The 22786-nt window shown below is 70.7% G+C and carries 22 protein-coding genes and 1 pseudogene; 8 read left to right on the forward strand and 15 right to left on the reverse strand.

From position 1 onward, the window contains the following. Positions 1-54 precede the first annotated feature (54 nt). Positions 55-459, forward strand: coding sequence for a hypothetical protein (locus AC1RRS_RS11360; RefSeq protein ID WP_492855250.1), 405 nt, complete (start codon positions 55-57; stop codon positions 457-459). Here AC1RRS_RS11360 and AC1RRS_RS11365 read toward each other — a convergent pair. After that, a complete protein-coding gene (locus tag AC1RRS_RS11365; RefSeq protein WP_492855251.1) occupies positions 443-2953 on the reverse strand; it encodes an ATP-binding protein in 2511 nt (836 codons plus the stop codon). The genes AC1RRS_RS11360 and AC1RRS_RS11365 overlap by 17 nt on opposite strands. Positions 2954-3182: 229 nt before the next feature. Between AC1RRS_RS11365 and AC1RRS_RS11370 the strand changes: the two genes are divergently transcribed. After that, positions 3183-4397: an NADP-dependent isocitrate dehydrogenase gene (locus AC1RRS_RS11370; protein WP_110121515.1), complete on the forward strand. Its 1215-nt coding sequence runs from the start codon at positions 3183-3185 to the stop codon at positions 4395-4397. A gap of 102 nt (positions 4398-4499) precedes the next feature. Here the strand turns inward: AC1RRS_RS11370 and AC1RRS_RS11375 are convergent. After that, positions 4500-4629, reverse strand: a pseudogene (locus AC1RRS_RS11375) (hypothetical protein); the annotation flags it as partial. Positions 4630-4761: 132 nt separating this feature from the next. Here AC1RRS_RS11375 and AC1RRS_RS11380 point away from each other — a divergent pair. Continuing rightward, entirely contained in the window at positions 4762-5571 is an 810-nt protein-coding gene (locus AC1RRS_RS11380) for a hypothetical protein (protein WP_492855252.1), read from the forward strand. On the opposite strand, the gene arsC is transcribed toward AC1RRS_RS11380, so the two are convergent. From arsC to AC1RRS_RS11395, 3 genes are read right to left on the reverse strand one after another with little or no spacing between them, the layout of a single operon-like run. After that, on the reverse strand, positions 5561-5968 hold the full coding sequence (gene arsC / locus AC1RRS_RS11385) for an arsenate reductase (glutaredoxin) (protein WP_492855253.1): 408 nt from the start codon (positions 5966-5968) through the stop codon (positions 5561-5563). The two genes, AC1RRS_RS11380 and arsC, sit on opposite strands and share 11 nt — an antisense overlap. Beyond that, positions 5965-6639 carry an aquaporin gene (locus AC1RRS_RS11390; RefSeq protein WP_492855254.1) on the reverse strand — a complete coding sequence of 225 codons (675 nt, stop codon included), beginning with the start codon at positions 6637-6639 and terminating at the stop codon, positions 5965-5967. Before AC1RRS_RS11390 ends, arsC begins: the two co-directional genes overlap by 4 nt. A gap of 1 nt (position 6640) precedes the next feature. Then, positions 6641-6982: an ArsR/SmtB family transcription factor gene (locus tag AC1RRS_RS11395; RefSeq protein WP_492855255.1), complete on the reverse strand. Its 342-nt coding sequence runs from the start codon at positions 6980-6982 to the stop codon at positions 6641-6643. A 54-nt stretch (positions 6983-7036) separates the two neighbouring features. Between AC1RRS_RS11395 and arsH the strand changes: the two genes are divergently transcribed. Beyond that, on the forward strand, positions 7037-7774 hold the full coding sequence (arsH, locus tag AC1RRS_RS11400; protein WP_492855256.1) for an arsenical resistance protein ArsH: 738 nt from the start codon (positions 7037-7039) through the stop codon (positions 7772-7774). Here arsH and AC1RRS_RS11405 read toward each other — a convergent pair. The 3 genes from AC1RRS_RS11405 to AC1RRS_RS11415 form a co-directional block, all read right to left on the reverse strand. Further along, on the reverse strand, positions 7771-8118 hold the full coding sequence (locus AC1RRS_RS11405; RefSeq protein WP_110121521.1) for a PilZ domain-containing protein: 348 nt from the start codon (positions 8116-8118) through the stop codon (positions 7771-7773). The two genes, arsH and AC1RRS_RS11405, sit on opposite strands and share 4 nt — an antisense overlap. A gap of 10 nt (positions 8119-8128) precedes the next feature. Continuing rightward, on the reverse strand, positions 8129-9322 hold the full coding sequence (locus tag AC1RRS_RS11410) for an FAD-dependent oxidoreductase (protein ID WP_492855257.1): 1194 nt from the start codon (positions 9320-9322) through the stop codon (positions 8129-8131). Between the two features lie 283 nt (positions 9323-9605). Continuing rightward, on the reverse strand, positions 9606-11030 hold the full coding sequence (locus AC1RRS_RS11415; protein WP_492855258.1) for an amino acid permease: 1425 nt from the start codon (positions 11028-11030) through the stop codon (positions 9606-9608). 182 nt (positions 11031-11212) lie between these two features. On the opposite strand from AC1RRS_RS11415, the gene AC1RRS_RS11420 reads away from it, so the two are divergent. Then, positions 11213-11785 (forward strand): DUF2939 domain-containing protein, encoded by a 573-nt coding sequence (locus AC1RRS_RS11420; RefSeq protein WP_492855259.1) that lies wholly within the window; start codon positions 11213-11215, stop codon positions 11783-11785. A 6-nt stretch (positions 11786-11791) separates the two neighbouring features. Here the strand turns inward: AC1RRS_RS11420 and AC1RRS_RS11425 are convergent, their stop codons facing one another. Further along, positions 11792-12904 carry a serine hydrolase domain-containing protein gene (locus AC1RRS_RS11425; RefSeq protein ID WP_492855260.1) on the reverse strand — a complete coding sequence of 371 codons (1113 nt, stop codon included), beginning with the start codon at positions 12902-12904 and terminating at the stop codon, positions 11792-11794. Positions 12905-13047: 143 nt separating this feature from the next. Between AC1RRS_RS11425 and AC1RRS_RS11430 the strand changes: the two genes are divergently transcribed. After that, positions 13048-13428 (forward strand): hypothetical protein, encoded by a 381-nt coding sequence (locus AC1RRS_RS11430; protein WP_492855262.1) that lies wholly within the window; start codon positions 13048-13050, stop codon positions 13426-13428. A gap of 211 nt (positions 13429-13639) precedes the next feature. After that, positions 13640-14575, forward strand: coding sequence for an AEC family transporter (locus tag AC1RRS_RS11435; RefSeq protein WP_492855263.1), 936 nt, complete (start codon positions 13640-13642; stop codon positions 14573-14575). Between the two features lie 75 nt (positions 14576-14650). On the opposite strand, the gene AC1RRS_RS11440 is transcribed toward AC1RRS_RS11435, so the two are convergent. Continuing rightward, on the reverse strand, positions 14651-15514 hold the full coding sequence (locus AC1RRS_RS11440) for a LysR substrate-binding domain-containing protein (RefSeq protein WP_492855264.1): 864 nt from the start codon (positions 15512-15514) through the stop codon (positions 14651-14653). Positions 15515-15850: 336 nt separating this feature from the next. Between AC1RRS_RS11440 and AC1RRS_RS11445 the strand changes: the two genes are divergently transcribed. Beyond that, positions 15851-16603: an alpha/beta hydrolase gene (locus AC1RRS_RS11445; protein ID WP_492855265.1), complete on the forward strand. Its 753-nt coding sequence runs from the start codon at positions 15851-15853 to the stop codon at positions 16601-16603. A 106-nt stretch (positions 16604-16709) separates the two neighbouring features. Here AC1RRS_RS11445 and AC1RRS_RS11450 read toward each other — a convergent pair whose 3' ends face one another. The 5 genes from AC1RRS_RS11450 to AC1RRS_RS11470 all read right to left on the reverse strand — a co-directional run bounded on the left by AC1RRS_RS11450 (position 16710) and on the right by AC1RRS_RS11470 (position 22785). Further along, on the reverse strand, positions 16710-19736 hold the full coding sequence (locus AC1RRS_RS11450) for a sensor histidine kinase (protein ID WP_492855266.1): 3027 nt from the start codon (positions 19734-19736) through the stop codon (positions 16710-16712). Then, positions 19733-20389, reverse strand: coding sequence for a response regulator transcription factor (locus AC1RRS_RS11455; protein ID WP_110121527.1), 657 nt, complete (start codon positions 20387-20389; stop codon positions 19733-19735). The genes AC1RRS_RS11450 and AC1RRS_RS11455 overlap by 4 nt, the downstream gene beginning before the upstream one ends. A 127-nt stretch (positions 20390-20516) precedes the next feature. Further along, on the reverse strand, positions 20517-21311 hold the full coding sequence (locus tag AC1RRS_RS11460; protein ID WP_492855267.1) for an alpha/beta hydrolase: 795 nt from the start codon (positions 21309-21311) through the stop codon (positions 20517-20519). 19 nt (positions 21312-21330) lie between these two features. After that, the gene (locus AC1RRS_RS11465) at positions 21331-21942 is read right to left on the reverse strand and encodes a helix-turn-helix domain-containing protein (RefSeq protein WP_492855268.1); all 612 of its coding nucleotides are present in this window, start codon (positions 21940-21942) and stop codon (positions 21331-21333) included. 165 nt (positions 21943-22107) lie between these two features. Then, positions 22108-22785, reverse strand: coding sequence for a YoaK family protein (locus tag AC1RRS_RS11470; protein WP_492855269.1), 678 nt, complete (start codon positions 22783-22785; stop codon positions 22108-22110). Position 22786: the final 1 nt, after the last annotated feature.

Below are 22786 nucleotides of genomic sequence, written 5' to 3' on the forward strand. Positions count from 1 at the left end.
ACAGCGATCGCCGCCATCGGCTATGCTTGGACCTCACTCACGCGAGCGACCGCCATGTCACCAGCCGCCCCGCCCGACACGCCGCCCCTCGCCCCGGAGGAGACGCCCGGCCCGGACGGGCTGGCCATGCTGGGGCCCGCGGTGCGGGTCGACTGGCGCCGGCCGCCGGGCCGTGACGCCACGGTCGATTGGCGGATATTCTGGCTGGATGCCGAGGTGGCGGCGGGAACCCTGACCCGCGCCAATCCCACGACCAGCGTGTCGATGGTCGAGGCGACGCTCGCCGGCTCGATGAACCTCAGCTTCCTTCCGGACATGACGCTGTGGTGCGAACTCCGGGGCCCGAACCTGCCGCTGACGCGGACGACCCTGCAGGTCTGGCCCGCCCCGGTCGAGCTCGCCGAAACGGCGGACGGTTGCGCCCCTGAAAGCCTGGCGCCCCCTACTCCGCCGCGCTGACCTTCGTCGTCAGACGCGTGCGGGCGCCGGCCAGGGCCTGGACCAGCAGGCCCGGATTGAGCGGCTTGGCCACGTGCAGATCGGCGCCGGCGGCGTGGGCGGCGGCGATATGTTCGTCCATGGCGTTGGCGGTCAGCATGATCACCAGCATCCGCCGCGCGCCCTGGGCCGCCTCGCGGGCGCGGATCGCGCGGGTGGCGGTCAGGCCGTCCATCACCGGCATCTGCATGTCCATCAGCACCGCGTCGAAGGGCTGCTCGTCCAGCGCCCGCAACGCCGCCTCGCCGTCCTCGACCATGGTCAGGTCGACGCCGAACGGCTCCAGCACGATCTCGACCACCTTGCGGTTGCCCGGATGGTCCTCGGCCACCAGCACCCGCAGGCCCTCCAGCGAGATCGGCCCGTCGTCCTCGTCGTCCTCGTGGCCGAGGATCTCGGTCGAGGGCTGCAGCGCCAGGTCGACGATGAAGGTCGCGCCCCGTCCGGTCACCGCCCGCGCGTCGATCGAGCCGCCCATCATCTCGGCCAGGGCCGCGCAGATCGACAGGCCCAGGCCCGTGCCGCCGAACTGGCGAGTGATCGACTGGTCGGCCTGGACGAAGCGCTTGAACAGGCGCTCGCGCACGGCGTCGTCGAAGCCCACCCCGGTGTCGCTGACACTGAAGCGGACCACGTCGCCGATCCGCTCGACCGACAGGTCCACCCCGCCGACGCTGGTGAACTTCACCGCATTGCCCAGCAGGTTCGACAGGATCTGGCTGATCCGCCCGGCGTCGCCCTCGTAGCGGCCGATCGCCTCGGGCGACACCGACCACGAGAAGGTCAGGTTCTTGGCCTCGGCCGAGGCGCGGTGCAGCTCGGCCATGCCGGCGACCAGGGTCTCCAGGTCGAAGGGCGCGAAGGTCAGCTGGAACTCGCCGGCCTCGATCTTGGAAACGTCGAGAATGTCGCCCAGCACCTGCTCCAGCAGGCGCCCCGACGAGGCGACCAGGGCGGCCAGCTCGCGGCGGCGGGCCGGATTGCTCTCTTCGGCCAGGCGGTCGCCGACGGCGATGACGCCGTTCAGCGGCGTGCGCAGTTCGTGGCTCATATTGGCCAGGAACACCGACTTGGCCTGGTTGGCCTTTTCCAGTTCACGGGTGCGGTCGGCGACCCGGTCCTCGAGCGAGCGCAGCAGGTCGTCGTGCACTTCCCGCTGCTTGCGCAACGCCCTGGCCAAGGCGCCGATCTCGTCGCCGCGGGCCTCGATGCGGGCGGCCGCGACGCCGTCGTCCTCGCGATGGGCCTCGGCCAGGCCCCGCAGCGGCGTGACCACTTCTCGCGCCATCAGGCGATAGAGCAGCAGCAGCTGGGCGATCACCCCGACCACGCCGAACAGCAGCACCCAAGAGGCCGTCTTCACCGCGTTCCAGACGATCTGGTCCGAGCGGAAGGTCATCAGGAAGTACCAGTCTGGCTCCTTCATCCGGCCATAGGCCACCACCCGGTCGCCGCCCCGGTCGCGCAGGGCGCCGACGTCGCCCCCATTCTTGCGGATCTGGGCCACCAGGTCGGCCACCCGCTCGCTGGACTGCACCCGCGCCAGCTGGGCGGCGTCGACCACCCCGTCCTTGGCCAACCCGGGCGCGGCGATCAGCTCGCCGTCGGACGAGACGATCAGGTTCTGGCCGCCCGGCAGGGCGTCGCCCACCGCCCGCAGCAGGAAAGAGTCGAGCGACAGGCTGGTGCCCCAGGCCCCGACATGGCGTCCGTTGAGGTCGAAGGGCGTCATGCAGGCCGCGTTCAGCCCGCGCCCGCTGGGATTGGAGATCAGCTTGCGCAGCTTGGTGCACTTCATCACCCGCTGCGGATTGGCCTCCGGCCGGGTCAGCAGGGTCATCTCCTCCTTGGAGATGTCGAGCGTCGGCGGCGCGTCCTGCCGGTAGTAGAGCAGCCGGTCCTTGCGCTTGGGGCCGAACATCACCAGCCGGGTGTCGGGCGTGAAGAAGTAGAAGTTGTCGTAGTGGCCGATCTCGGTCTCGCCGGCGTTGGCCACCACCTCCATGGCGCCCACCAGCAGGGCCTTGTCCGCGCGGCTCAGGTCGGCGGCGTGGGGCACGAAGCCGCCGATGCCGTAGACGTAGTGGTTGCCCGTCCGACCGCCGTCATAGAGGCGCGGGGCGGTGCGGCGGGTGCCGTCGCCATGGTCGGGGAACAGCAGGTCGAACTGGCGGTCGATGTCAGGCTCGATCTCGCGCAGGCGGCGCAGCAGGGCCAGGCTGGAGGCGTCGTGCACCTTGACGAGGTCGGAGAACAGCCGGTCCTCGGTCTTCACCCGCTCGCCGACATATTCGGCCAGGTGGCGCATCTGGGTCTCGGCCGCGCTCTGCTGGACGAAGTAGAAGGTGACCGCCGTGACCAGCCCCGTGACCGCGATCGACACCAGGGCGGCGAAGGCCAGGAGCCGTCGCGCCAGGGGCGATTTCACGTCCGTATGGCGCCACAGGCTGCTCACGCATCTCCCCCAAACCGTCCCCCGCCAGGGACCTTCCGCACGATCTCAACCCATTAGGGCGCTGCGGGGGTGATGTCGCCTGCGGTGGAATGCCGCGCTCCCGCGCGAGGCGCCGCCACGCAGCCTTTCCCCAGCGGCCGCAACAGTCTATAGGGCTCGCCGTCCGCGCCACGTTCCGGCCCTGTGCGCCGAGCGTCAGAGCGCGCCACCGCGAGAGGAAGACCCCGCAATGGCCAAGATTAAAGTCGCCAATCCCGTCGTCGACATGGACGGCGACGAAATGACCCGGATCATCTGGAAGCTCATCAAGGATAAGCTGATCTTCCCGTATCTGGACCTGGAACTGGACTACTACGACCTGTCGGTCGAGAACCGCGACGCCACCGACGACCAGGTGACCATCGACGCGGCCAACGCGACGAAGAAGCACGGCGTGGCCGTGAAGTGCGCCACCATCACCCCCGACGAGCAACGCGTCGAGGAATTCAGCCTGAAGAAGATGTGGAAGTCGCCGAACGGCACCATCCGCAACATCCTGGGCGGCGTGATCTTCCGCGAGCCGATCATCTGCCAGAACGTGCCGCGCCTGGTGCCGGGCTGGACCCAGCCGATCATCGTCGGCCGTCACGCCTTCGGCGACCAGTACCGCGCGACCGACTTCAAGTTCCCGGGCAAGGGCACCCTGTCGATCAAGTTCGTCGGTGAAGACGGCGAGACCATCGAGCACGAAGTCTTCAAGGCTCCGGACGCCGGCGTCGCCATGGCGATGTACAACCTCGACGACTCGATCCGCGACTTCGCCCGCGCCTCGTTCGCCTACGGCCTGAACCGCGGCTACCCGGTCTATCTCTCCACGAAGAACACGATCCTCAAGGCCTATGACGGCCGCTTCAAGGACATCTTCCAGGAGATCTTCGACGCCGAATACGCCGACCAGTTCAAGGCCAAGGGCATCCACTACGAGCACCGCCTGATCGACGACATGGTCGCCTCGGCGCTGAAGTGGTCGGGCGGCTACGTCTGGGCCTGCAAGAACTACGACGGCGACGTGCAGTCGGACATCGTGGCTCAAGGCTTCGGCTCGCTGGGCCTGATGACCTCGGTGCTGATGACGCCGGACGGCAAGACGGTGGAAGCCGAAGCCGCCCACGGCACCGTCACCCGCCACTACCGCCAGCACCAGAAGGGCGAGTCGACCTCGACCAACTCGATCGCCTCGATCTTCGCCTGGACCCGCGGCCTGGCGCACCGCGCCAAGCTCGACGACAACCAGGAACTGGCCAAGTTCGCCGCCACCCTGGAAAAGGTCTGCATCGACACCGTCGAGAGCGGCTTCATGACCAAGGACCTGGCGCTGCTGGTCGGCGACAAGCAAGGCTGGCTGACCACCGAGGGCTTCCTCGACAAGATCGACGAGAACCTCCAGAAGGCCATGGCCGCCTAAGCGGTCCGGCCTTTCGGAACGAGAAGGCCCTCCCTCACGGGAGGGCCTTTTTCTTTGGGCGTCATGGCCCAGGGCTTGCCGAAGCCCCTCTCAAACATCCCGTCATTCCCGCCCTTGTGGCGGGAACCCCTGGTTCCGCTCGCACGTGAAGCGCCAGCGGACTGCTGAGCAGTCCGCTCCTTCCGCCCTTGCGGCTGATAGAGGGTTTCCCGCCACAAGGGCGGGAATGACGGGAGAAAAGGGGTGGGATTGCACCAGCGTTAGCGCCCATGTCCGCTTATCGGCGCCGCTCGCCACGATCCTGACGCGGGGGAGTGTTCACCTGCACGGGCGTCGGCGTTCCGGCGCTCGCCACGGACGCGTGATGCCAAGACCGCTGATCGACCAACCCGCCCGCCGCCGCCCCTCGCGCGCGACGCAGCTGGCGGCCGGGCTGGTCAGCGTCGGCGCGCACGCCCTGGCCCTGGTCGCGGTGCTGATGGCGCAGCCGGAGCCGCGTCCGCCCGAGCCCGAGCCGATCGCGGTCGATCTCGTCCAGCCTCCTCCCCCGCCGCCGCCCGAGCCGGAGCCCAAGCCGCCGGCCCTGGAGCCGAAGCCCGAGCCCACGCCCGCCCGGCCGCCCTCGCCCGCCCCGCCCAAGCCCGACCCGAAGCCGCCGACCCGCACCGCCCGCCCGGCCGTGCGCCCGCCCGACGTCGAGCCCCTGGTCGCGACGCCCGCCGACACCACCACGATGGCCGCCGAACTGGGCGAGGCCGATCTCGCCGGCGCGACCACCGTGGGAACGGGATCCGGCAACGGCGCGGGCGACGGCGCCAGCTGCGACATGGTCCGGCGGCTGCAAGCGGCCCTGCGGCGCAATCCGCGCGTCCGCTCGGCCCTGGCGTCGGCGCATGGCGAGGCCGCAGCCTCCGGCAAGGCGGTGCTGGTCTGGCGCGGCAAGTGGCTGCAGAGCCCCGGCCAGGTCGGCAAGGGCCTGGCGGGCGTGCGCGAGGCGATCATCATGGAGGTCGGCTTTGCTCCAGCCGCCTGCCGCGCCGACCTGATGCGCGGCCTCGTCGTCGTCAGCCTGGCCGACGGCCCCGGCGCGCCGCGCCTGGCGCTAGGCGACGCCTCCTGGCGCTGGTCCGACCTGCTGTTCGCGCCTGGGACGCGACGACCGTCTAGAGGATGACGACCTCGCCGTCCTCCTTGGTGAAGCTGGCCGGACGGCGCTCCAGCAGATCGAGCACCCGTTCTGACGGGCGGCACAGAGCCACGCCCTTGGGCGTCACCACGATCGGCCGGTTCACCAGGATCGGGTGCTCGACCATGGCGTCGAGGATGCGCTCGTCGGAGACCTCCTCGGCCAGCAGGCCCAGGTCCTGGGCGGGCGTTCCCTTCTCGCGGATCAGGTCGCGAAGCGGCAGGCCGGCGCGGGCGGCCAAGTCGCGCAGCTGCTCGGCGGTCCAGCCGGCTTGCAGATACTCGACGACGACCGGCGCGTAGCCGGCGGCCTCGACCATGGCCACGACGTTGCGCGAGGTGCCGCAGGCGGGGTTGTGGAAGATGGTGATCGGGAAGTCGGTCATGACGCGGTCTCCGCTTTCAGCAGCCAGCCGAAGACGCCCGCCGCCAGCAGGGCGCCGGCGAGCTGGGCGAGGATGAAGGCCGGGGCGCAGGACGGCGCGATCCCGGCGAAGGTGTCCGACAGGCTCCGCGCGATCGTCACCGCCGGATTGGCGAACGAGGTCGAGGCCGTGAACCAGTAGGCGGCGGTGATGTAGAGGCCCACCGCCATGGCCGTGCTGTCGGGCTTGAAACGCACGGTCCCCAGGATCGTCGCCACCAGGCCGAAGGTCGCCACCATCTCGGCCAGGGCCTGGGCGCCGCCCGCTCTCAGCTTGGTCGAGACCTGGACGATCGGCTCGCCGAACATGGCGTGGGCGATCCAGACGCCCAGCACCGCGCCGGCGACCTGCACGACCGGATAGGCCAGGGCCAGCCGCCACGGCAGCTCGCGCCGCAGCGCCGCGACCAGGGTCACGGCCGGGTTGAAGTGCGCGCCGGAGATCGGTCCGAACACCCCGATCAGCACCACCAGCGCAGCCCCCGTGGCCAGGGTGTTGCCCAGCAGGGCGACGGCGACGTTGCCGCCCGCCAGGCGCTCGCCCATAATCCCAGAGCCAACCACCACCGCCAGCAGCAGGGCCGAGCCCAGGGCTTCGGCGACGAGGCGGCGCGACCAGTCGAAGCGCGCCATGTCAGCAGCAGGCCCCAGCCTTGGCGACGATCGCGCCCAGCGGCGCGCAGACTTCCGGAGCGCCATTGCAGCAGTCCTCCATCAGGAAGCCCAGCAGGCCGCTCATCGCGCCGTAGTCCGCCGAATAGATGATCGACCGGCCCTCGCGCCGCGAGGTGACCAGCGCCGCATGCGACAGGACGTTGAGGTTGGCCGACAGACTGTTGGGCAGAACGTCCAGCGTCCGAGCGATGTCGCCGGCCGCGATCCCGACGGGACCGGCCTTCACCAGCAGGCGGAAGATCGCCAGGCGTCCCTCGTGACCGAGGGCGGAGAGCATGTTGACAGCGGACTTCGATTCCATATTTCCAATATGATGGAATTATTGGACAGTTCAATGACGCTCTTGGAGTCGCCCGTGACCGAGTTCCCCGCCCTCGACCGCAAGTTCCTCGCCCCGGTGGATCAAGCCCGGCTCGATGTGGCGGCGCCCGCGACGCATCCACCTCGCATCCTGCTGCTCTATGGCTCGCTGCGGGAGCGCGCGTTCAGCCGGCTGCTGATCGAGGAGGCGGCGCGGATCCTCCAGGCGCTGGGCTGCGAGACCCAGATCTTCGACCCGCGCGAGCTGCCCCTGCCCGACGCCGCTGGCCCCGACCATCCCAAGGTCCAGGAACTGCGGGCGCTGTCGCAGTGGTCGGAGGGCCAGGTCTGGTGCAGCCCAGAGCGCCACGGCGCGATCACCGGGGTCATCAAGTCGCAGATCGACTGGATCCCGCTGGAGATCGGCAGCGTCCGCCCCACCCAGGGCAAGACCCTGGCGGTGATGCAGGTCAGCGGCGGCTCGCAGTCGTTCAACGCGGTCAACACCCTGCGCCTGCTGGGCCGCTGGATGCGGATGATCACCATCCCCAACCAGTCGTCGGTGGCCATGGCCTACAAGGAGTTCGACGAGAACGACCGCATGAAGCCGTCCAGCTACTACGAGCGCGTCGTCGACGTGATGGAGGAACTGGTGAAGTTCACCCTGCTGACCCGCGACCGGGCCGACTATCTCGTCGACCGCTACAGCGAACGGAAGGCCGACGGGCGCATCCCCGAGCATGTCGCCCTGGGCGCCGAAGCCATGCGCCACGAGACCGTGGCGGCTGACTAGCCGTCGGTCGGCCAGGGACCGATCATGTCGACCACGCGGCCGGCGCCTTCGGCCCCGCCGAGGGCCTCGGTGAAGGCGCGGCTCTCGATGAACTGCAGGCCCATCTGGCCGTCGCCCTGCCAGACCATGCGGGTCAGGTGGACGAGGCGCCGGGCCGGGTCGACCAGGTGCAGCGGGCCGGCCTGCGGCGACAGCTCCGGCCCGGCGATGCGGGCGCCGCCCTTGGCGATGTCGATCAGGCGACAGCGCAGCGGCTCGCCGCCCACCACGAGGTAGGCCTTGCGCGAGGCGGGGTAGCGTCGGTAGGCGCGCTTTTCCATTCCCTGGACTTCAATCTGGCTCATCGCGGCGATTCTACACCCGACTTGGTGAATACAGCTTTGCGATTGTACGAACCGCGTCTTCGGCCTCGGCGCGGTCCGGCGTCTCGTCGGCGACGCCGTAGCCGAACATCTCGCTCTCGCCCACCTGCTGCACGACGATCCCGTCCGGGCGCGGCAGCACCGAGACGTGACGGTAGTAGAGGCCGTAGCGGACCTCGGGCTGCGGCGCCAGCCAGGCGATCTGGCCGCGCACGGGCGTGACGCTCTCGTCCTTCCACAGCGCCCGCGCGCCATAGCCCGTGCAGTTGACGACCACCGCCTCCTTCAGGCGGGCGAGATCCGCCGGCGTGTCGAAGGTCATGGTCTCGATGCGCCCGCCCTCGAGCAGGAAATCGGTGGTCAGCTGGTGGGCCAGGTCGGCGACGTTGAACTGCATCTGCACGCCCCGCCGCGCGCGGGCGACCGGGAACGGATGCGCGCCCGGCGGCAGGTCGCGCATGCTGGGCACCAGGCCCGCCAGGCGCTCATTGTAGGCGGCGAAACGCACCGCCGGCGCGGCGTTGACGGGGCCGGGGCCGCGCGGCGGCGGCAAGGCGTCGAACAGGGTGTAGCGGTCGCTCCACGCCACCGGCTCGCCCGGCAGGCCCAGCAGGGTCTGGTAGGCGGCGTAGGAGGTGCGGACCATCCGCTCCCACAGCGCCGGAAAGTCGGCTGACACACGGTCGGCGTCGGCGATGCGGCTGTCGGGCGACCAGGTGCCGGTGGCCCGGGCCGAGCGGGTGTAGGGCGTGCGCTCCTTGGCGTAGATCGTCACCTTGGCGCCGGCCCGCTGCAAGGTGAGCGCCGTGGTCAGGCCGATGGCCCCGCAGCCGATGACGGCGACCTCGCGGGTCCCGCCCTCCAGCGCCTTGCCCGCCGCGATCTCGGCAGAGCCCCACGACAGCGACCAGCCGCTGCCGCCGTGGCCGTAGTTGTGCACCACGCGCTTGCCCACGACGGTCTCGACGTCGAGGCGCGGCCCCATGGCCCGGAACGGTCTCAGGCAGACGGTGATCTTGGTGATCCGATCGACCTCCATCCGCAGCGGGGCCAGCGGCGTGGCGAGAAAGCCGGTCGGCCCCGGGGCCGGAAGCACGCGCCCCGTCGTGGCGCAGGCCGACAGGCCAGCGGCGCCCAGGCCGCCCAATCCCGCCAGCACCGCCCGCCGGCTGCTCGCCTCCGCCATGCCCCGCCTCCTGGAAATCCAGGGGCGAGCCTAGAGGCGCGGGGAAAGCCAGGGCAAGGCGCGAGGGCGGATGGTCCCCAGGAAGATGCCTCAGCGCCGAAACTTCACGCGACGGCGTCCCGAAACGATCCTGAACTCTTCTCCTCCCGTCATTCCCGCCCTTGTGGCGGGAAACCCTGGTTCCGCTCGCGAGGGCAGCGCAAGCGGCGTGCTGAGCACGCCGCCCCATCCGCACCTGCGGCTGACAGAGGGGCTCCCGCCACAAGGGCGGGAATGACGGGAGTTAAGAAGCAGCCGCCAGCTTCGAGTGCTTGCGCGAATAGCCGAAGTACATGACGCAGGCCGCCGCCGCCCACAGGCCGAACAGCAGGTAGGTGTCCCACGGCAGGCCGATGATCAGGTAGAGGCAGAAGGCCACGCTCAGCACCGGCAGCACCGGATAGAGCGGAACCTTGTAGCCACGCGGCAGATCGGGCCGGGTGCGGCGCAGGATGATCACCCCGGCCGAGACGATGGCGAAGGCGATCAGCGTGCCCATGCTGGTCAGGTTGACCAGCACGTCCAGCGGCACGAAGGCGGCCAGGAAGGCGATGAAGGCCGCCACGATCACCGTGTTCCAGACCGGCGTGCGGGTGCGCGGGTCGGTCTTCTGGAAGAGGCGCGGCAAGAGGCCGTCGCGGCTCATGGCGAACAGGATCCGCGTCTGGCCGTACATCACGACCAGGGTGACGCTGAAGATCGAGATGATCGCGCCCAGGCACAGGATCAGCGAGGTCCAGCCCGCGCCGGTCAGGTTGCGCAGGATCACCGCCAGCCCCGCTTCCTGGCCCGCGAAGGCGGTCCAGGGCTGGGCGCCGACGGCGGCCACGGCCACCAGCACATAGACGGCGGTGACGATCAGCAGGCTCAGCACCACGCCCAGCGGCAGGTTCCTGCGGGGGTTCTTGACCTCGTCGCCGGCGGTCGAGACCGCGTCGATGCCGATATAGGAGAAGAAGATCGACGAGGCCGCCGCCCCGATCCCGGCAACGCCCATCGGCGCGAACGGCGTCAGGTTCTCCGACCGAAAGCCGGTGAAGGCGATCACGACGAAGAACAGCAACACCAGCAGCTTGGCCACCACCAGCACGGCGTTGACCGTGGTCGACTCCTTGGCCCCGCGCAGCAGCAGCACCATGCACGAGCCCACCAGCACCACCGCCGGCAGGTTGAACACCCCGCCCGCTCCGGGCGGCGCGGCCAGGGCCTCGGGCAGGCGCCACTGGAAGAGGTCGAAGAACAGCTCGTTCAGGTACTGGCCCCAGCCCACGGCGATGGCCGAGGCCGAGACGGCGTATTCCAGCAGCAGGCACGCCCCGACCAGGAAGGCGACGAACTCGCCCAGCGTGGCGTAGGCGTAGGAGTAGGACGAACCCGAGACCGGGATGGTCGAGCCGAGCTCGGCGTAGCACAAGGCCGTCAGGGCCGCGGTGATCCCGGCGATGACGAACGAGACGATCACCGCCGGCCCGGCCAGGGGCACGGCCGTGGTCAGGGCCACGAAGATGCCGGTGCCGATCGTGGCGCCGACGCCCAGCATGGTCAGCTGGAACAGGCCGATCGAGCGGTGCAGTTCACCGGACAGGTCGTTGGGATTGTCGTCCCCCTCGGCCGCGATCGCGCCCACGGGCTTGCAGCGGAAAAGATCGGCGAGACGCAGGCCGGCCATGGGCGCTCCGGAAATTCCTCAGGGGCGGCGGGCGCTTAAGCCCGACCGCGAGCGGCGACCCCATAGAGCGCCCAGGCCCGTCAGGAAAGCGGATTCCATCAATGGAACTCCCGGCGCGCGAACGCCCTTGCAGGAAGGGCATGAATGCCCATTCTAGGCGGCGTTAACCGTGCGGGGGCGCAATGACTTTGCAGAAGCGGATCTGGGACCTCATCGTCCTGGCGATCTTCGTGTTCGCCGCCGCCTACGCCACGGCGCCCTGGTTCGCGTTCCGCGCCCTGAAGGCGGCCGCCCAGTACGAGGACGTGCAGGCGATCGGCGAACTGGTCGACTTTCCCTCGGTGCGCCGCAGCCTGACCGGCCAGCTGGACGAAGAGGCGCCGGCCGCCAAGCCCGAGGCCCCGTCGATCTGGAGCAACCCGCTGGGCGTCTTCAAGCGCGCCATCGAGCCGATCGCCCCGCCCGAGCCCAAGGTCGACCGCTACCTCACCGTCCCGGGCCTGCAGGCCCTGACGCGCGGCTACGCCCCAGGCGCGGCCCCGCTGTCGCCGCCGCGCCCGCCGACGGTGCTGGCCCGCATGCAGGCCGTGGTGCGCGGCCCCTACCCGACCATCGCCTACTGGGACCCCAACCGCGTCCGCATCGCCGTGCGCCGACCGGACGCCAAGGACAAGGCGACGATCTTCACCTTCCAGCGCCGGGCGCTGTTCGAGTGGAAGCTGGTCCACATCCGCCTGCCCGGCGACGAGCGGTAGCCTGCCTCAGGCCACGTAGGTCTTCTGGAACTGCTGGGCGAGCTTGATGGCCGCGCCCTTCGACGCCTCCGGGCCGGCGTTGGTCGCGGCGATGATCGCCGCGCCGCGGCCGGGCGCGATCAGCACCACGTCGTGCCACAGGGTGTTGGAGCCCTCGTGGGCCAGGATCGGACCCCGGCTCCAGGGCTTTTCCGGCACGACCACCCAGCCCAGCGCATAGGTCGCGCCCGGCGCCGGCGTGGTCAGGCGGCGGATGCTGTCGGCCGAGAGGATCGCGTTGTCCTTCAGGAACAGCCGGGCGAAGCGGGCGTGGTCCTGGAGCGTCATGTGCACCGTGCCGGCCGGACCGAGCGCCGGCGGATTGTCGGCCGGTCCCGCCGGATCGACCGGCGTCAGCCCGCCGCCCGGCGCGGACACGTGCCCCCAGGGGACGTCGCCCTTCGGCGCGCCGAAGCCGGCGCTTTCGATCCCCAGCGGCTGGAACAGGCGCGTGCGGATCGCCTCCTCCCAGGCGACGCCGGTGATCGCCTCGATCGCCGCGCCCGCCAGCACGTAGTTGAAGTTGGCGTATTCGAAGGTCCCCGGCTTGCCGGTCGGCGGCGCGGACAGCACCTGGGCCGCGACCTCGGCCCGCTGGACGGGAAGCGGCCGCTTGTCGAGGTTGGCGCGGACCAGCCACGCGCCGGCCATCACCGGCCCGTCGCGGAGGCCCGCACTGTGGCTCATCAGTTGCTCGATCGTGGTCTCGCGCCAGGCCGGGTCGAGCTTCACGCCCGGAAACAGCGCGCCCAGGGTCGCGCCCCATTTGGCCTGGCCGGCCTCGACCAGCCGGGCGTAGAGCGCCGCCGTCATCGCCTTGGTGTTGGAGCCGATATGCCAGGGATCGGAGGTCGTCGCCGGATCGGCCGCGCCCAGCCGGCGCACGCCGCCCACGACTTGCGCGATCACCTTGTCGCCGTCGCTGATCAGCCCGGCCACGGCCGGGGCGCCGGTCTCGGCCAGCACCGCCGCCGGGTCGACCGGCGCGGCGGGAGCGAGCGCGGCCTGCCGCGCGACCGCCAGGGACGGCGCGGCTCCCGCCACGGCGGCCAGGGCGAGCAGTCGGCGGCGGTCGAGCATGGTGAACCCCTCGCGTAAAGAACGAGGTTCGTTCAAGCTCAACCCCTCGGCGATGGCAAATGAAGGATCGGTAAGGCCGGCTTGCCGAGCCGGCGCACGATCGCTACGAGCGAGGCCGAACGGCGGGGGCGACCATTCTCGACATGACGAAATTCCGACTGAACCGTCGCTACTTCTGGCTGGGCATGGTCCTGACCATCGCCTTCACCGCCGCCGCGACGGCGATCCATCCCTCCGCGATCAACGGCGCTTTCGTCCTGCCATGGGTGCTCGTCCATGCCGGGCGGATGCGCGACCTGGGACTGCGCGGGGCCTGGGCCGGCTATGTCATCGCCGCCGTACTGTTCGCGCTCAGCACCCTGGCCGTCGTCTCGCCCCCGCCGTTGATCGCCGGCGGCATGGCGCTGGCGATCCTCTTGGCCACGTTCGGCTTCACGGCATGGCTGGGCGTTCGGCGCGGCCAGGCCGACGACAACCGTTTCGGCCCCGCCCCGAGGGGCTGGCGGCTGGGCCACGCGGCCTAGCTCCGCGCCTCTAAGACCCTATCAGGGCGCCGAACGGGCGTGCACCCGCAGCAGATCGCCGCACGGCGGCTCCTCGACGCCTGGCCGGCCGACCTCGCCGTCCGGCGACGCTTTTTGACCCCGGCGCGGGACGGGTGGTATCAGCGACCCCGCGTTTTCCGCCGAGGCCCTCGCGCATGACCCTGTTCCCGCCCGCCAAGGCGCATCCGGCGTGATCGCCCTGACGCTGGAGGTCCTGGCGCGGGCCCTGCCGTTCTTCATGCTGGTCGGGGCCGGCGTGGTGCTGGCGCGGCTGCGGCTGTTCGACGGCCGCATGGCCCAGGGCCTTTCCGCCTACGTCTACTGGATCGGCTTTCCGGCCCTGCTGGTGCATTCCCTGTCGCGCATGGGCCGGCCGGGTCACGACCTGACCCTGGGCCTGGCCGCCTACGCCGGCTGCCTGGCGGCGATCATGGGCCTGCTGGTGCTGGCGGGTCTGGCCTTGCGCTGGACCCGCGAGGAGCGGGCCGGCACGGCCATGGCCGCCGGCGTCGGCAACAGCGCGTTCCTGGGCCTGCCGGTGGCCGCCGCCGTGTTCGGGCCCGAGATCGCCCGCCTGGGCGCGGGCCTCGTGGCCGTCGACTTCGTACTGGCCACCGCCCTGGGCGTGGCTTTGCTCGGCTGGGCCGGCGGGCGCTCGGTCTGGCGCTCAACGATGCAGGCGTTCCGCAACCCGATCGTCGCCGCCGCCCTGTTCGGCGCGGCCCTGGCCCTGATCGGCCTGCAACTGCCCGGCGTGCTCGACCGCGCGGTCGGCGCGGCCGCCGCCTCGGGCAGCCCGGTCGCCCTGGTGGCGCTGGGCGTGGTGCTGGGCCTGCCGGTCGAGGCCGACGTCCCCGCCCCGCGCTGGAGCCCGGTGATCGCCGCCGCCCTCGCCAAGCTGCTGGTCCTGCCGCTGCTGGTCTGGACCGTGGTCGGCCTGACCCCGGCTCCGGCCGCCTTCCGTCTGGCCGCCACCCTGCTGGCGGCGACCCCGACGGCGGTGAACGTCTTCATCCAGACCCGCGCCTACAACGTCTTCGCCCGCGGCGGCGCCCGCATCGTCGCCCTGACCACGGTGGTCGCCTGCGTGACCCTGTCGGCCGTGGCGGTGTGGCTGAAGAGCTAGGGTCGCTGGGGTCTGAGAATGGACAGGAACGGTCGTCGGCTTGGTCCTCTGAAACCAGACAACCTCATCATCGAGTCAGCCGCCGCCCTGAAGCCATTCCTTCACCGCCGTCATCGCCGGCGTTTCGGGGCGTGATTTCAGCCGCGTGAGCCAATAGCGGCCGGCGTCGACGCAAAGACTGAAAGGCTGAGCCAGCCGGCCGCTCGCAAGGTCCTGCTCAAACAACCGGGCGGGCAGCAGGGCGACGCCCAGGCCGCTTGCCGCCGCTGCCGCCAGGCTGGACGAGGCGTCGAATACCGGGCCGCGGATAGCCGGCGTGGTAAGGCCGGCGGCGTCGAACCAGACCTTCCACTCGTCGCGACGGTAGGACCGCAGCAAGATCTCTCCTTGCAGGTCGGCCGGCGTCTGCAACCGCCGCGCAAGGCTCGGTGAGCAAAGCGGCGTCAGCGGCGCTTCCAGGATCGGGACGGCGTCGGTTCCGTGCCAGGCCCCGTCGCCGTAGCGGATCGCCAGGTCCAGCCCTTCGCCCGCGACGTCCACCCGGTTGTTGTTGGTCATGATCCGAAGGTCGACGCCGGGGTGGAGCGCGGTGAAATCGGGCAGGCGCGGAAGCAACCAGCCGTTTGCGAAGGTTGCGACGACGCCGATGCTGACGATCTCCTGAAAGCGTCCGCCAGCGAACCGGTCGAGGGTGGCGGCCAGGCGATCGAGGGTGTCGCTGACGATTGGCGCGAGGGCGGCGCCTTCGTCGGTCAGGGCAAGGCCCCTGGGCAGCCGGCGGAACAGGAGCGCGCCGAGCTGATCTTCCAGCAGCTTGATATGGTGGCTGACGGCGGCCTGGGTGACGCGCAGCTCGAGCGCGGCGCGCGTGACATTGAGGTGCCGCGCGGCCGCCTCGAAGGCGCGCAGGGCGTTGAGCGGCAGTCGCGATCTTTCCATGAGAAAGCATTAGTTCATTTTATGGATATCGCCAATTTTGATCGCTTGTAGCGCAGGCAAGGCGCGGAGAACCTCTTATCTGTCGCTGCGACATGAAGAAAAACGATGTGTCGCGCACATTGGCCACGCTTTGGGGGAGGGTCGAACATCATGAAACTTGTTTGCACCGTGGCATGGGCTGCATTGCTCCTCGCCCCGGCGTCGCAGGCGGCGACGCCTGGCGCCGCGCCGGCCGGTTGGCAGCCCTCCCCAGGTCACCGCCAGATGCCGATCTGGCCGGGAGCGGCCCCAGATACACCGCCTGTCCCGGGGCCGGAGACCGCGAAGGATGGGGGCGTGACCAACGTCACCCGGCCGACGATGACGGTCTATTCGCCCAAGGGGAAAAACAGCGGCGTCGCGGTCATCGTCATACCGGGGGGCGGCTTTCAGCTGCTGGCCATGGATCTCGAAGGCGTCGAGATCTGCGACTGGCTGACTTCCAGGGGCGTCACCTGCGTGCTGCTCAAATACCGCGTGCCGAGCATCCCCTACCGCTGGCAATGCGACTGCCGCCCGCACAATAAGGAGATTTCGACACCGTCCCTGCAGGACGTGCTGCGGACCGTGCGGCTGACGCGGGCTCGCGCCGCCGAATGGCGGATCGATCCGCGCAAGATTGGGGTGATCGGGTTTTCCGCAGGCGGGTATCTGGTCGCCGAGGCCAGCACCCACTTCGACGATCGCCTCTATGCGCCTGTGGACACGGCCGACCGGCAAAGCGCTCGCCCGGATTTCGCCATCGCCGTCTATCCAGGGCACCTGGCTCTGGCCAAGAACAGCATCGCGCTCAATCCCAATATCGAGAAGGCCATCACGCGCCGCACGCCGCCAACCTTTCTATTGCAGAACGAGGACGACCATGTGGACAGGGTCGAGGACGCGCTGAGCTACTACATGGGCCTGAAGAAGGCGGGCGTCGCCGTGGAACTGCACTCATACGCCCAGGGCGGCCATGCCTTCGGTCTGCGGGAGAAGAAGCTTCCCGTGTCTGCGTGGCCCAGGTTGGTGGAGACATGGCTGCGGACGATCGGGATGCTTTCGGAGTGAACGGCGCAGACATTGCGGATCGCGCCGTGTGGGGGCGAGGGTCCGCAACGGGCGAGCCCCGCCGGCGCCGAAACTTCGAATGACCACTATGGGTCGTGACTAGCCCCTACCCGCCCCTCTTCCGCCCCAGCCGCGCCAGCCAGGGCTGGGTCGGATAAGCGATGGCGCCGGCGACGCTTAGGGTGATGGTGGTGCCCTTGCCGGCGGCGCTCTCGATGGCCAGTTGGGCGCCCATCTTGCTGGCCCGTTCGTGCATGCCGATCAGGCCGTAGTGGCCCTCGCGGCTGGCCCAGGCCATGCGGTTGGCGCCGATGCCGACGCCGTCGTCGCGGATGGTCACCTGCAGCTGCCGCACGCCGTACGAGACGCGCACCTGCACCTGGCCGGCGCGAGCGTGGCGGGCGGCGTTGAACAGGGCCTCGCCGCCGATGCGGACGATCTCCTCCTGCACCAGCGGCTGGATGGCGCGGGCCACGCCCTCGACCACCAGCTCGACCTTCACGCCGGGCTCGAACGGCTGCTCGGCCATCAGCTCGCGCAGCTGGATGTCGAGGCGGCGGGTCTCGCGGCCGCGCAGGTCGCGCACCCGGTCGCGGCCCTCGACCAGCATCTGGTCGGCGCGGTCCAGCGCCTGGTTGATGACGTCCTTGGCCGGCAGGTCGTCGGGGATCTGATAGGCCACCGACTGGAAGCGCATGATCAGGCCCTGCACGCTCTGCAGCAGGGTGTCGTGCAGCTCGCGGGCGATGCGCTCGCGCTCGGCGGCGCGCTCCTCCAGCCGGTCCTTGATCTGGGCCGACACTCGCCGCAGCCGCAGGGCGTAGACGCCCCATAGCGCCAGGCCCACGGCCGCCATGCACAGCAGGCGGAACCACCAGGTCTCGGCCAGGGTCGGCGGGATGGTGACGACCACCTGGGCGCCCCGCTCGTTCCAGACGCCGTCGTTGTTGGCCGCCTTGACCCGGAAGCGGAAGGTCCCGGGATGCAGGTTGTTGTAGAGCACCTCTCGCCGGCCGCCGGCGTCCACCCAGTCGCGATCGACGCCCTCCAGCCGGTACTGGAAGCGCACCCGGCCGGGCACGGCGAAGCTGAGGGCGGTGTACTGGATGCGCAGGCTGGTCGTGCCGGCCGCCAGGCGCACGGCCGAGGGGTCGGCGAAGCGTCGCTCGCCCGCCACCACCGCGCGGATCGCCACTGGCGGCGCCACGGTGTTGAGCGCCAGGCGGGCCGGATCGACGACCAGCACGTTGCGCCGGGTCAGGATCCAGACGCGGCCGTCGCCGCCGGCGGCGATCTGCGCGCCCGGCGACTTCTGCACGAAGCTGTTGAGGCCGTCGCGGAAGTCGAACACCTGCCGGGCCAGCGGCGCGCCGGGCTTGTCGAGGGCGCGGTCGAGATCGGCCGAGCGCATCCGCACCACCCCGGCGTCGCCGATCGTCCAGGTGTCGCCGGCCGGGGTCTGGACCAGGCCGTTGACCGAGGCCAGCCACGGATAGCGCTCGGCGTCGAGGGTCGCGGTCTTGCCGTCGCGCAGGCGGGCCAGGCCCTGGCCGCCGCTGAGATAGAGCGCCGCCGCCCCGGGCAGAACGCCCTCGATCTCGCCGATCGCAAAGCGCTCCTTGTAGAGCGGCTCGAACGGCGGGCGCCCTTGCAGCGGCGGCGGGGTGCGGAACAGGATCGCCGCCCGACCGTCGGGCTGGACGGCGGCGTTGGAGGCCACGCCCAGGGTCGGCGACAGGCCCGGCCAGCGGTTCCAGGTCCCGTCCTCGCGCCAGTAGAGGCCCTTGTCCAGCGCGGCCATCCACAGCCGGCCCTCGGCGTCCTGCGCGCAACCGAAAGCGCTGGCCTCGGCGGGCTTTTCGAAGGTCTCGACCTTGCCGGCGCGCACCTTCAGCACGGTGTCGCGCAGGGTGACCCAGACGCCGTCGTTCTCGTCGGCGCACAAGGCGCCAGCCGACCAGCTGGTCCGCGCCACTGGCTTGGGCGCTTTGCCGGGGGCGATGGCGTAGACGGTGTGGGCGTCGGCGACCCAGACCGTACCGTCCCGGGTGGCGGTCATGCGGTAGCCGCGCGCGGAGTTGGGCGGGATCGCCTGCTCCACCACCACGCTGGCCGGCCGCATCATGTCGAGGCCCAGCTCCGTGCCGAACCAGACATTGCCCTCGCGGTCCTCGAACACGGCGTGGGTCTGGTCGGAGGTCAGGCCGTGCACGGCCTTGTAGGCCTGGATGCGCAGGCCCGCCGCGTCGGCGCTGCGGGCCGCCACGCCGGGCGCTGGAATGTGCACGACGCCGTCGGTCCAGGTCGCGCCCCACAGGTCGCCCTTGTGGTCGAACAGGATCTTCGAGCCGCCCACCTCGTCCTGGCGCGGATAGGCCCGGGCCAGCGACGAGGCGGCCGGGGCCTCGCCGGCCAGCAGCCGCACGCCCTTGGTGTCCGACACCCAGAGGCGACCAAGGGCGTCCTGCGCCAGGCTGGCGCGGCGGGCGACCTTGACGCCGGTGGCCGAAAACCGGGTCTGGCCGGGCGCGCGGCGCAGCACGGTGTCGCCCAGCACCAGCCACTGGACCCCGTCACGGCTGAAGAAGATCTGCCAGACCTCCTGCTCGGGCACGCCGGCCTCGGCCCCGAACTCCTGCCAGCGACCGTAATGCCAGCGGGCCAGGGTGTTGCGCTTGCGGCCGCCGCGCGCGACCCAGATCCCGCCTTCGCGGTCTTCGGCCAGGCTCGTGACCTCGCGCGAGGGATTGGGCATGCGGGCGTCGATCAGCTGGCCGTCGCGATAGACCGCCACCCCGCCGCTGCGGCCAAGGCCCACCCACAGCGCGCCGGACTTCGCGCCCAGCACCTGCGAGACGTTCAGCCGCCCGGGCTTGGGCCCGCCGCGCTGGATCTGCTCGAAGGCGACGCCGTCGAAGCGGAACAGGCCGTCGACGCTGCCGATCCATAGATAGCCGTCCTTCGACTGGCCGATGCTGTTGACCCGGCTGGGCGCGCCGCCCTCCAGAGACCAGCTGACGCGCTTGTATTCGGCCAGGGGCTCGAGCCCCGGCGCGGCCTGCGCCGAGACGGCGAGGCCCAGGGCGAGCGCGACGCCCGCCAGTGCCGTGCGAAAGCCCCCCGCCCGGCTCAAAGGTCGATGATGCCGCGCTTGGCGGCCACGGTCACCGCGTGGGTCCGGTCGTTGACGTAGAGCTTGGCGAAGATGCTCTTGATGTTCGACTTGATGGTGTCTTCCGAGAGGTTCAGCTCGCGGGCGATGTGCTTGTTGGAATTGCCGTTGGCGATCAGCTGCAGGACGGTGATCTCGCGGGCGTTCAGCGTCTCGTCGATGGCGTGGATGGCGATGCGCTCGGCCACCTCGGCCTGAAGATGGCGGCGGCCGGCGTGGACGCCGCGGATGGCGTCCAGCAGGTCGCGGCGCAAACTGCTCTTCAAGAGATACCCCGCCGCGCCGGCGCGCAGGGCGTGCAGGGCCTGGGCGTCGCCGGTGAAGGTGGTCAGCACGATGATCCGCGCCTCGGGATGGGCCCGGCGGATGGTCTCGATAGCGACCACGCCATGGCCGGGCATCTGCAAATCCATCAAGGTGATGTCGGGACGCAGCGCCTCCCAGCTGGCGACCGCCTCGTCGCCGGTGGCGGCCTCGCCGACCACGACCATGTCGGCCTGCGTCTCCAGCACCGAGATCACCCCTTCGCGCAGCATCGGGTGGTCGTCGGCGATCAGTACGCGGATGCGCTCGTCGCTGGCAGGGGACGCGCCGCTGGCGGGGTACTCGTTCATTTCGGCGGCGTCCGGGGACCGGTCCTTGCGCATGGGACTCGTACAGGTGACGTGTTTGGCGAACCGCGACCATACACGAAAGCGGCGCAGCATTACCCTTTCGGGGGTTGACGCGGAACCGCCCGGATCAAGCCTGCGCGGGAATGGGACGCCCATTGGCAAGCGCCCAGTCGAGGGCGAAGTCGGCGACGTCCTCCCAGCCCGGCTCGTTGCACAGCCAGTGCGAGCGGCCCGAGAAGCATTGCAGGTCGGTGCGCGAGGCCGCGCGGCGCTGCTGGCGGGCGCTGGCGGCGACCATGGCGACCGGCGCGACCCGGTCCTCGTCGCCGGCGATCAGCAGCAGCGGCGGCCGGCGACAGCCCGTTCCCTTGCGACGCCTCCAGGGGCCGAGCAGGGCCTGACGCACCACCCTGGCCGGCGCGGACACGATCTGCTCGGCATAGGCCGCGCGGCGGTCGGCCTCGGGCAGGGTCTGGGCGAACAGGGCGGCAAAGCGCTCGGGGCTCAGCGGCGCGGCGCCGTCCCAGTCGCGCCAGCGGGCCAGGATCCGGCGCAGGGCCCAGGCCGCGCGCGGCCGCTCCAGCAGGCCGAACGGCGGGGTCGAGGCGATGGCCACCCCGCAGGCGCCGCAGCCGCGATCCAGCAGGAGCTGCACCACGAGACCGCCAAAGCCGTGGCCGATCAGGATCGGCGGCTCCGAAAGCGTGGCGGCGCGGACGGCGTAGCTTTCGACCACCTCCTCCAGGCTCAGCCTGCCGAAGGCGCGGGGCGGCGAGCGGCGCAGGGCCTCGACCGGCGCGTCCAGCAGCGGCCAGGCCGGCGCCAGCACGCTCAGGCCGCGCGCGGCGTAGCGGTCCTGGAAGCGATCCCAGTGCCTGGGCGTCAGCCAGGCGCCGTGGATCAGCAGGACGGTGGCGGTCACGACGGGGTCCGATCCTTACTCATTCCGCCGCGATCAACGGCCAGGCCTCGCGCTCGCCGCCGCGCAGGCGACGCCAGACGCTGGGCGACTGGCCCTCGAAGCGACGGAACATCCGGCAGAAGTGGGCCTGGTCCGACAGGCCGCAGGCCAGGGCGATGGCGGCCAGGCTGTCGCCGGTCGACAGCATCATGTCCTTGGACCGGGCGATCCGGCGGCGGTTGACGTAGGTCTTGGGCGCGTCGCCGAAACTCGCCCGAAAGGCCCGCGAAAAGTGGCTGGGGCTGAGGCGGGCGGCGGCGGCCAGCTCGGCGCTGGTCACCCGGTCGGCCAGCCGCGCCTCCACCAGCGCCTTGACCCGCAGCACCTGCCAGGGCGCCAGGCCTCCGCGTTGCAGGGCCGGCGAGGCGGCAGGCGCGCCCGCCGTCTGGGGGGCGAAGCTGCGCGAGGCCGCCGCGTCGATCTGCGGCAGCAGCCGCACCGCCACGGCGATGCAGCGTTCGGCGTCGGCGGGGTCGGTCGCCAGGACGTGGCGGGCCTGCTGCAACAGCTGGCGGATCTGGTCGTGCGCCGGTTCGGGGGCCGGTTCGGCGCCCGTGTCGGAGGCGCGGGTCATGACGGTCTGGGCTTGCATCGTCGCTCTCTTGGGAAGGTGGTCAGTCCAGGACGCCGCCGACCACTTGCCGGCGCAGGAGCAAACTCAACCAAGGCGCGCCGCAGCGCCATTCCCGCACGGGTGAAGCGCACTCACCCAGGCGGGTGAAAAATCCCGCCCCTCTGGGACCGCTATCTCCTCCCCCTATTTCACCGCCACGCCTCGGGCCTCGTCCGAGAACAGCGACAGCAGGCCCAGCGCCGCCGACGGCCAGAAGGCCGCGGGTCCCAGCAGGGCGAAGGCCAGAGCGCCAAGGCCGCAGCCGGCAGCGAACAGGCCGACGGCCACCGACAGCTTCCTGATCCGGGCGATCGAGGCTCCCCGATCGGGTCCCCGGCGGATCAGCTCGGCGACGTCGAGCATGATCTGGGTGGTCGAGCCGGTCATCAGAGTGGTGGGCGGCGCGGTCGGGATGTGCACCCGGTGGGCGGCGTTCTGGATGGCCATGGCGCAGACGAAGACCGCCGCCACCAGGATCAGCTGCCAGCTGTCGCCCTTGGCGAACGGCGCCAGGGTCACGGCCAGGGCCGAGCCGGCGACCAGCAGCAGGGTCTTCACCCCCAGCATGATCCGCAGCACCGGCAGGCCCTCGGCCTCCAGCCGGAACGTCACAAGTCTGCTGATCACCACCGCCGCGCAGAAGATCGGCAGCACCAGCAGCTTGGCCACCGCCCCGTCGGCCCCGTGGATCATCGCCGCGCCGAAGGTGACGAAGTTGCCGGTGACGTGGGCGACGAACAACCCCTGCAAGGCCAGGAACCCGACCGTGTCGAGATAGCCGCCATTGAAGCTCATCACCTTAGAAAGGCTGGGAAAACGCATG

The organism is Caulobacter sp. GW821-FHT12A07 (assembly GCF_058807655.1).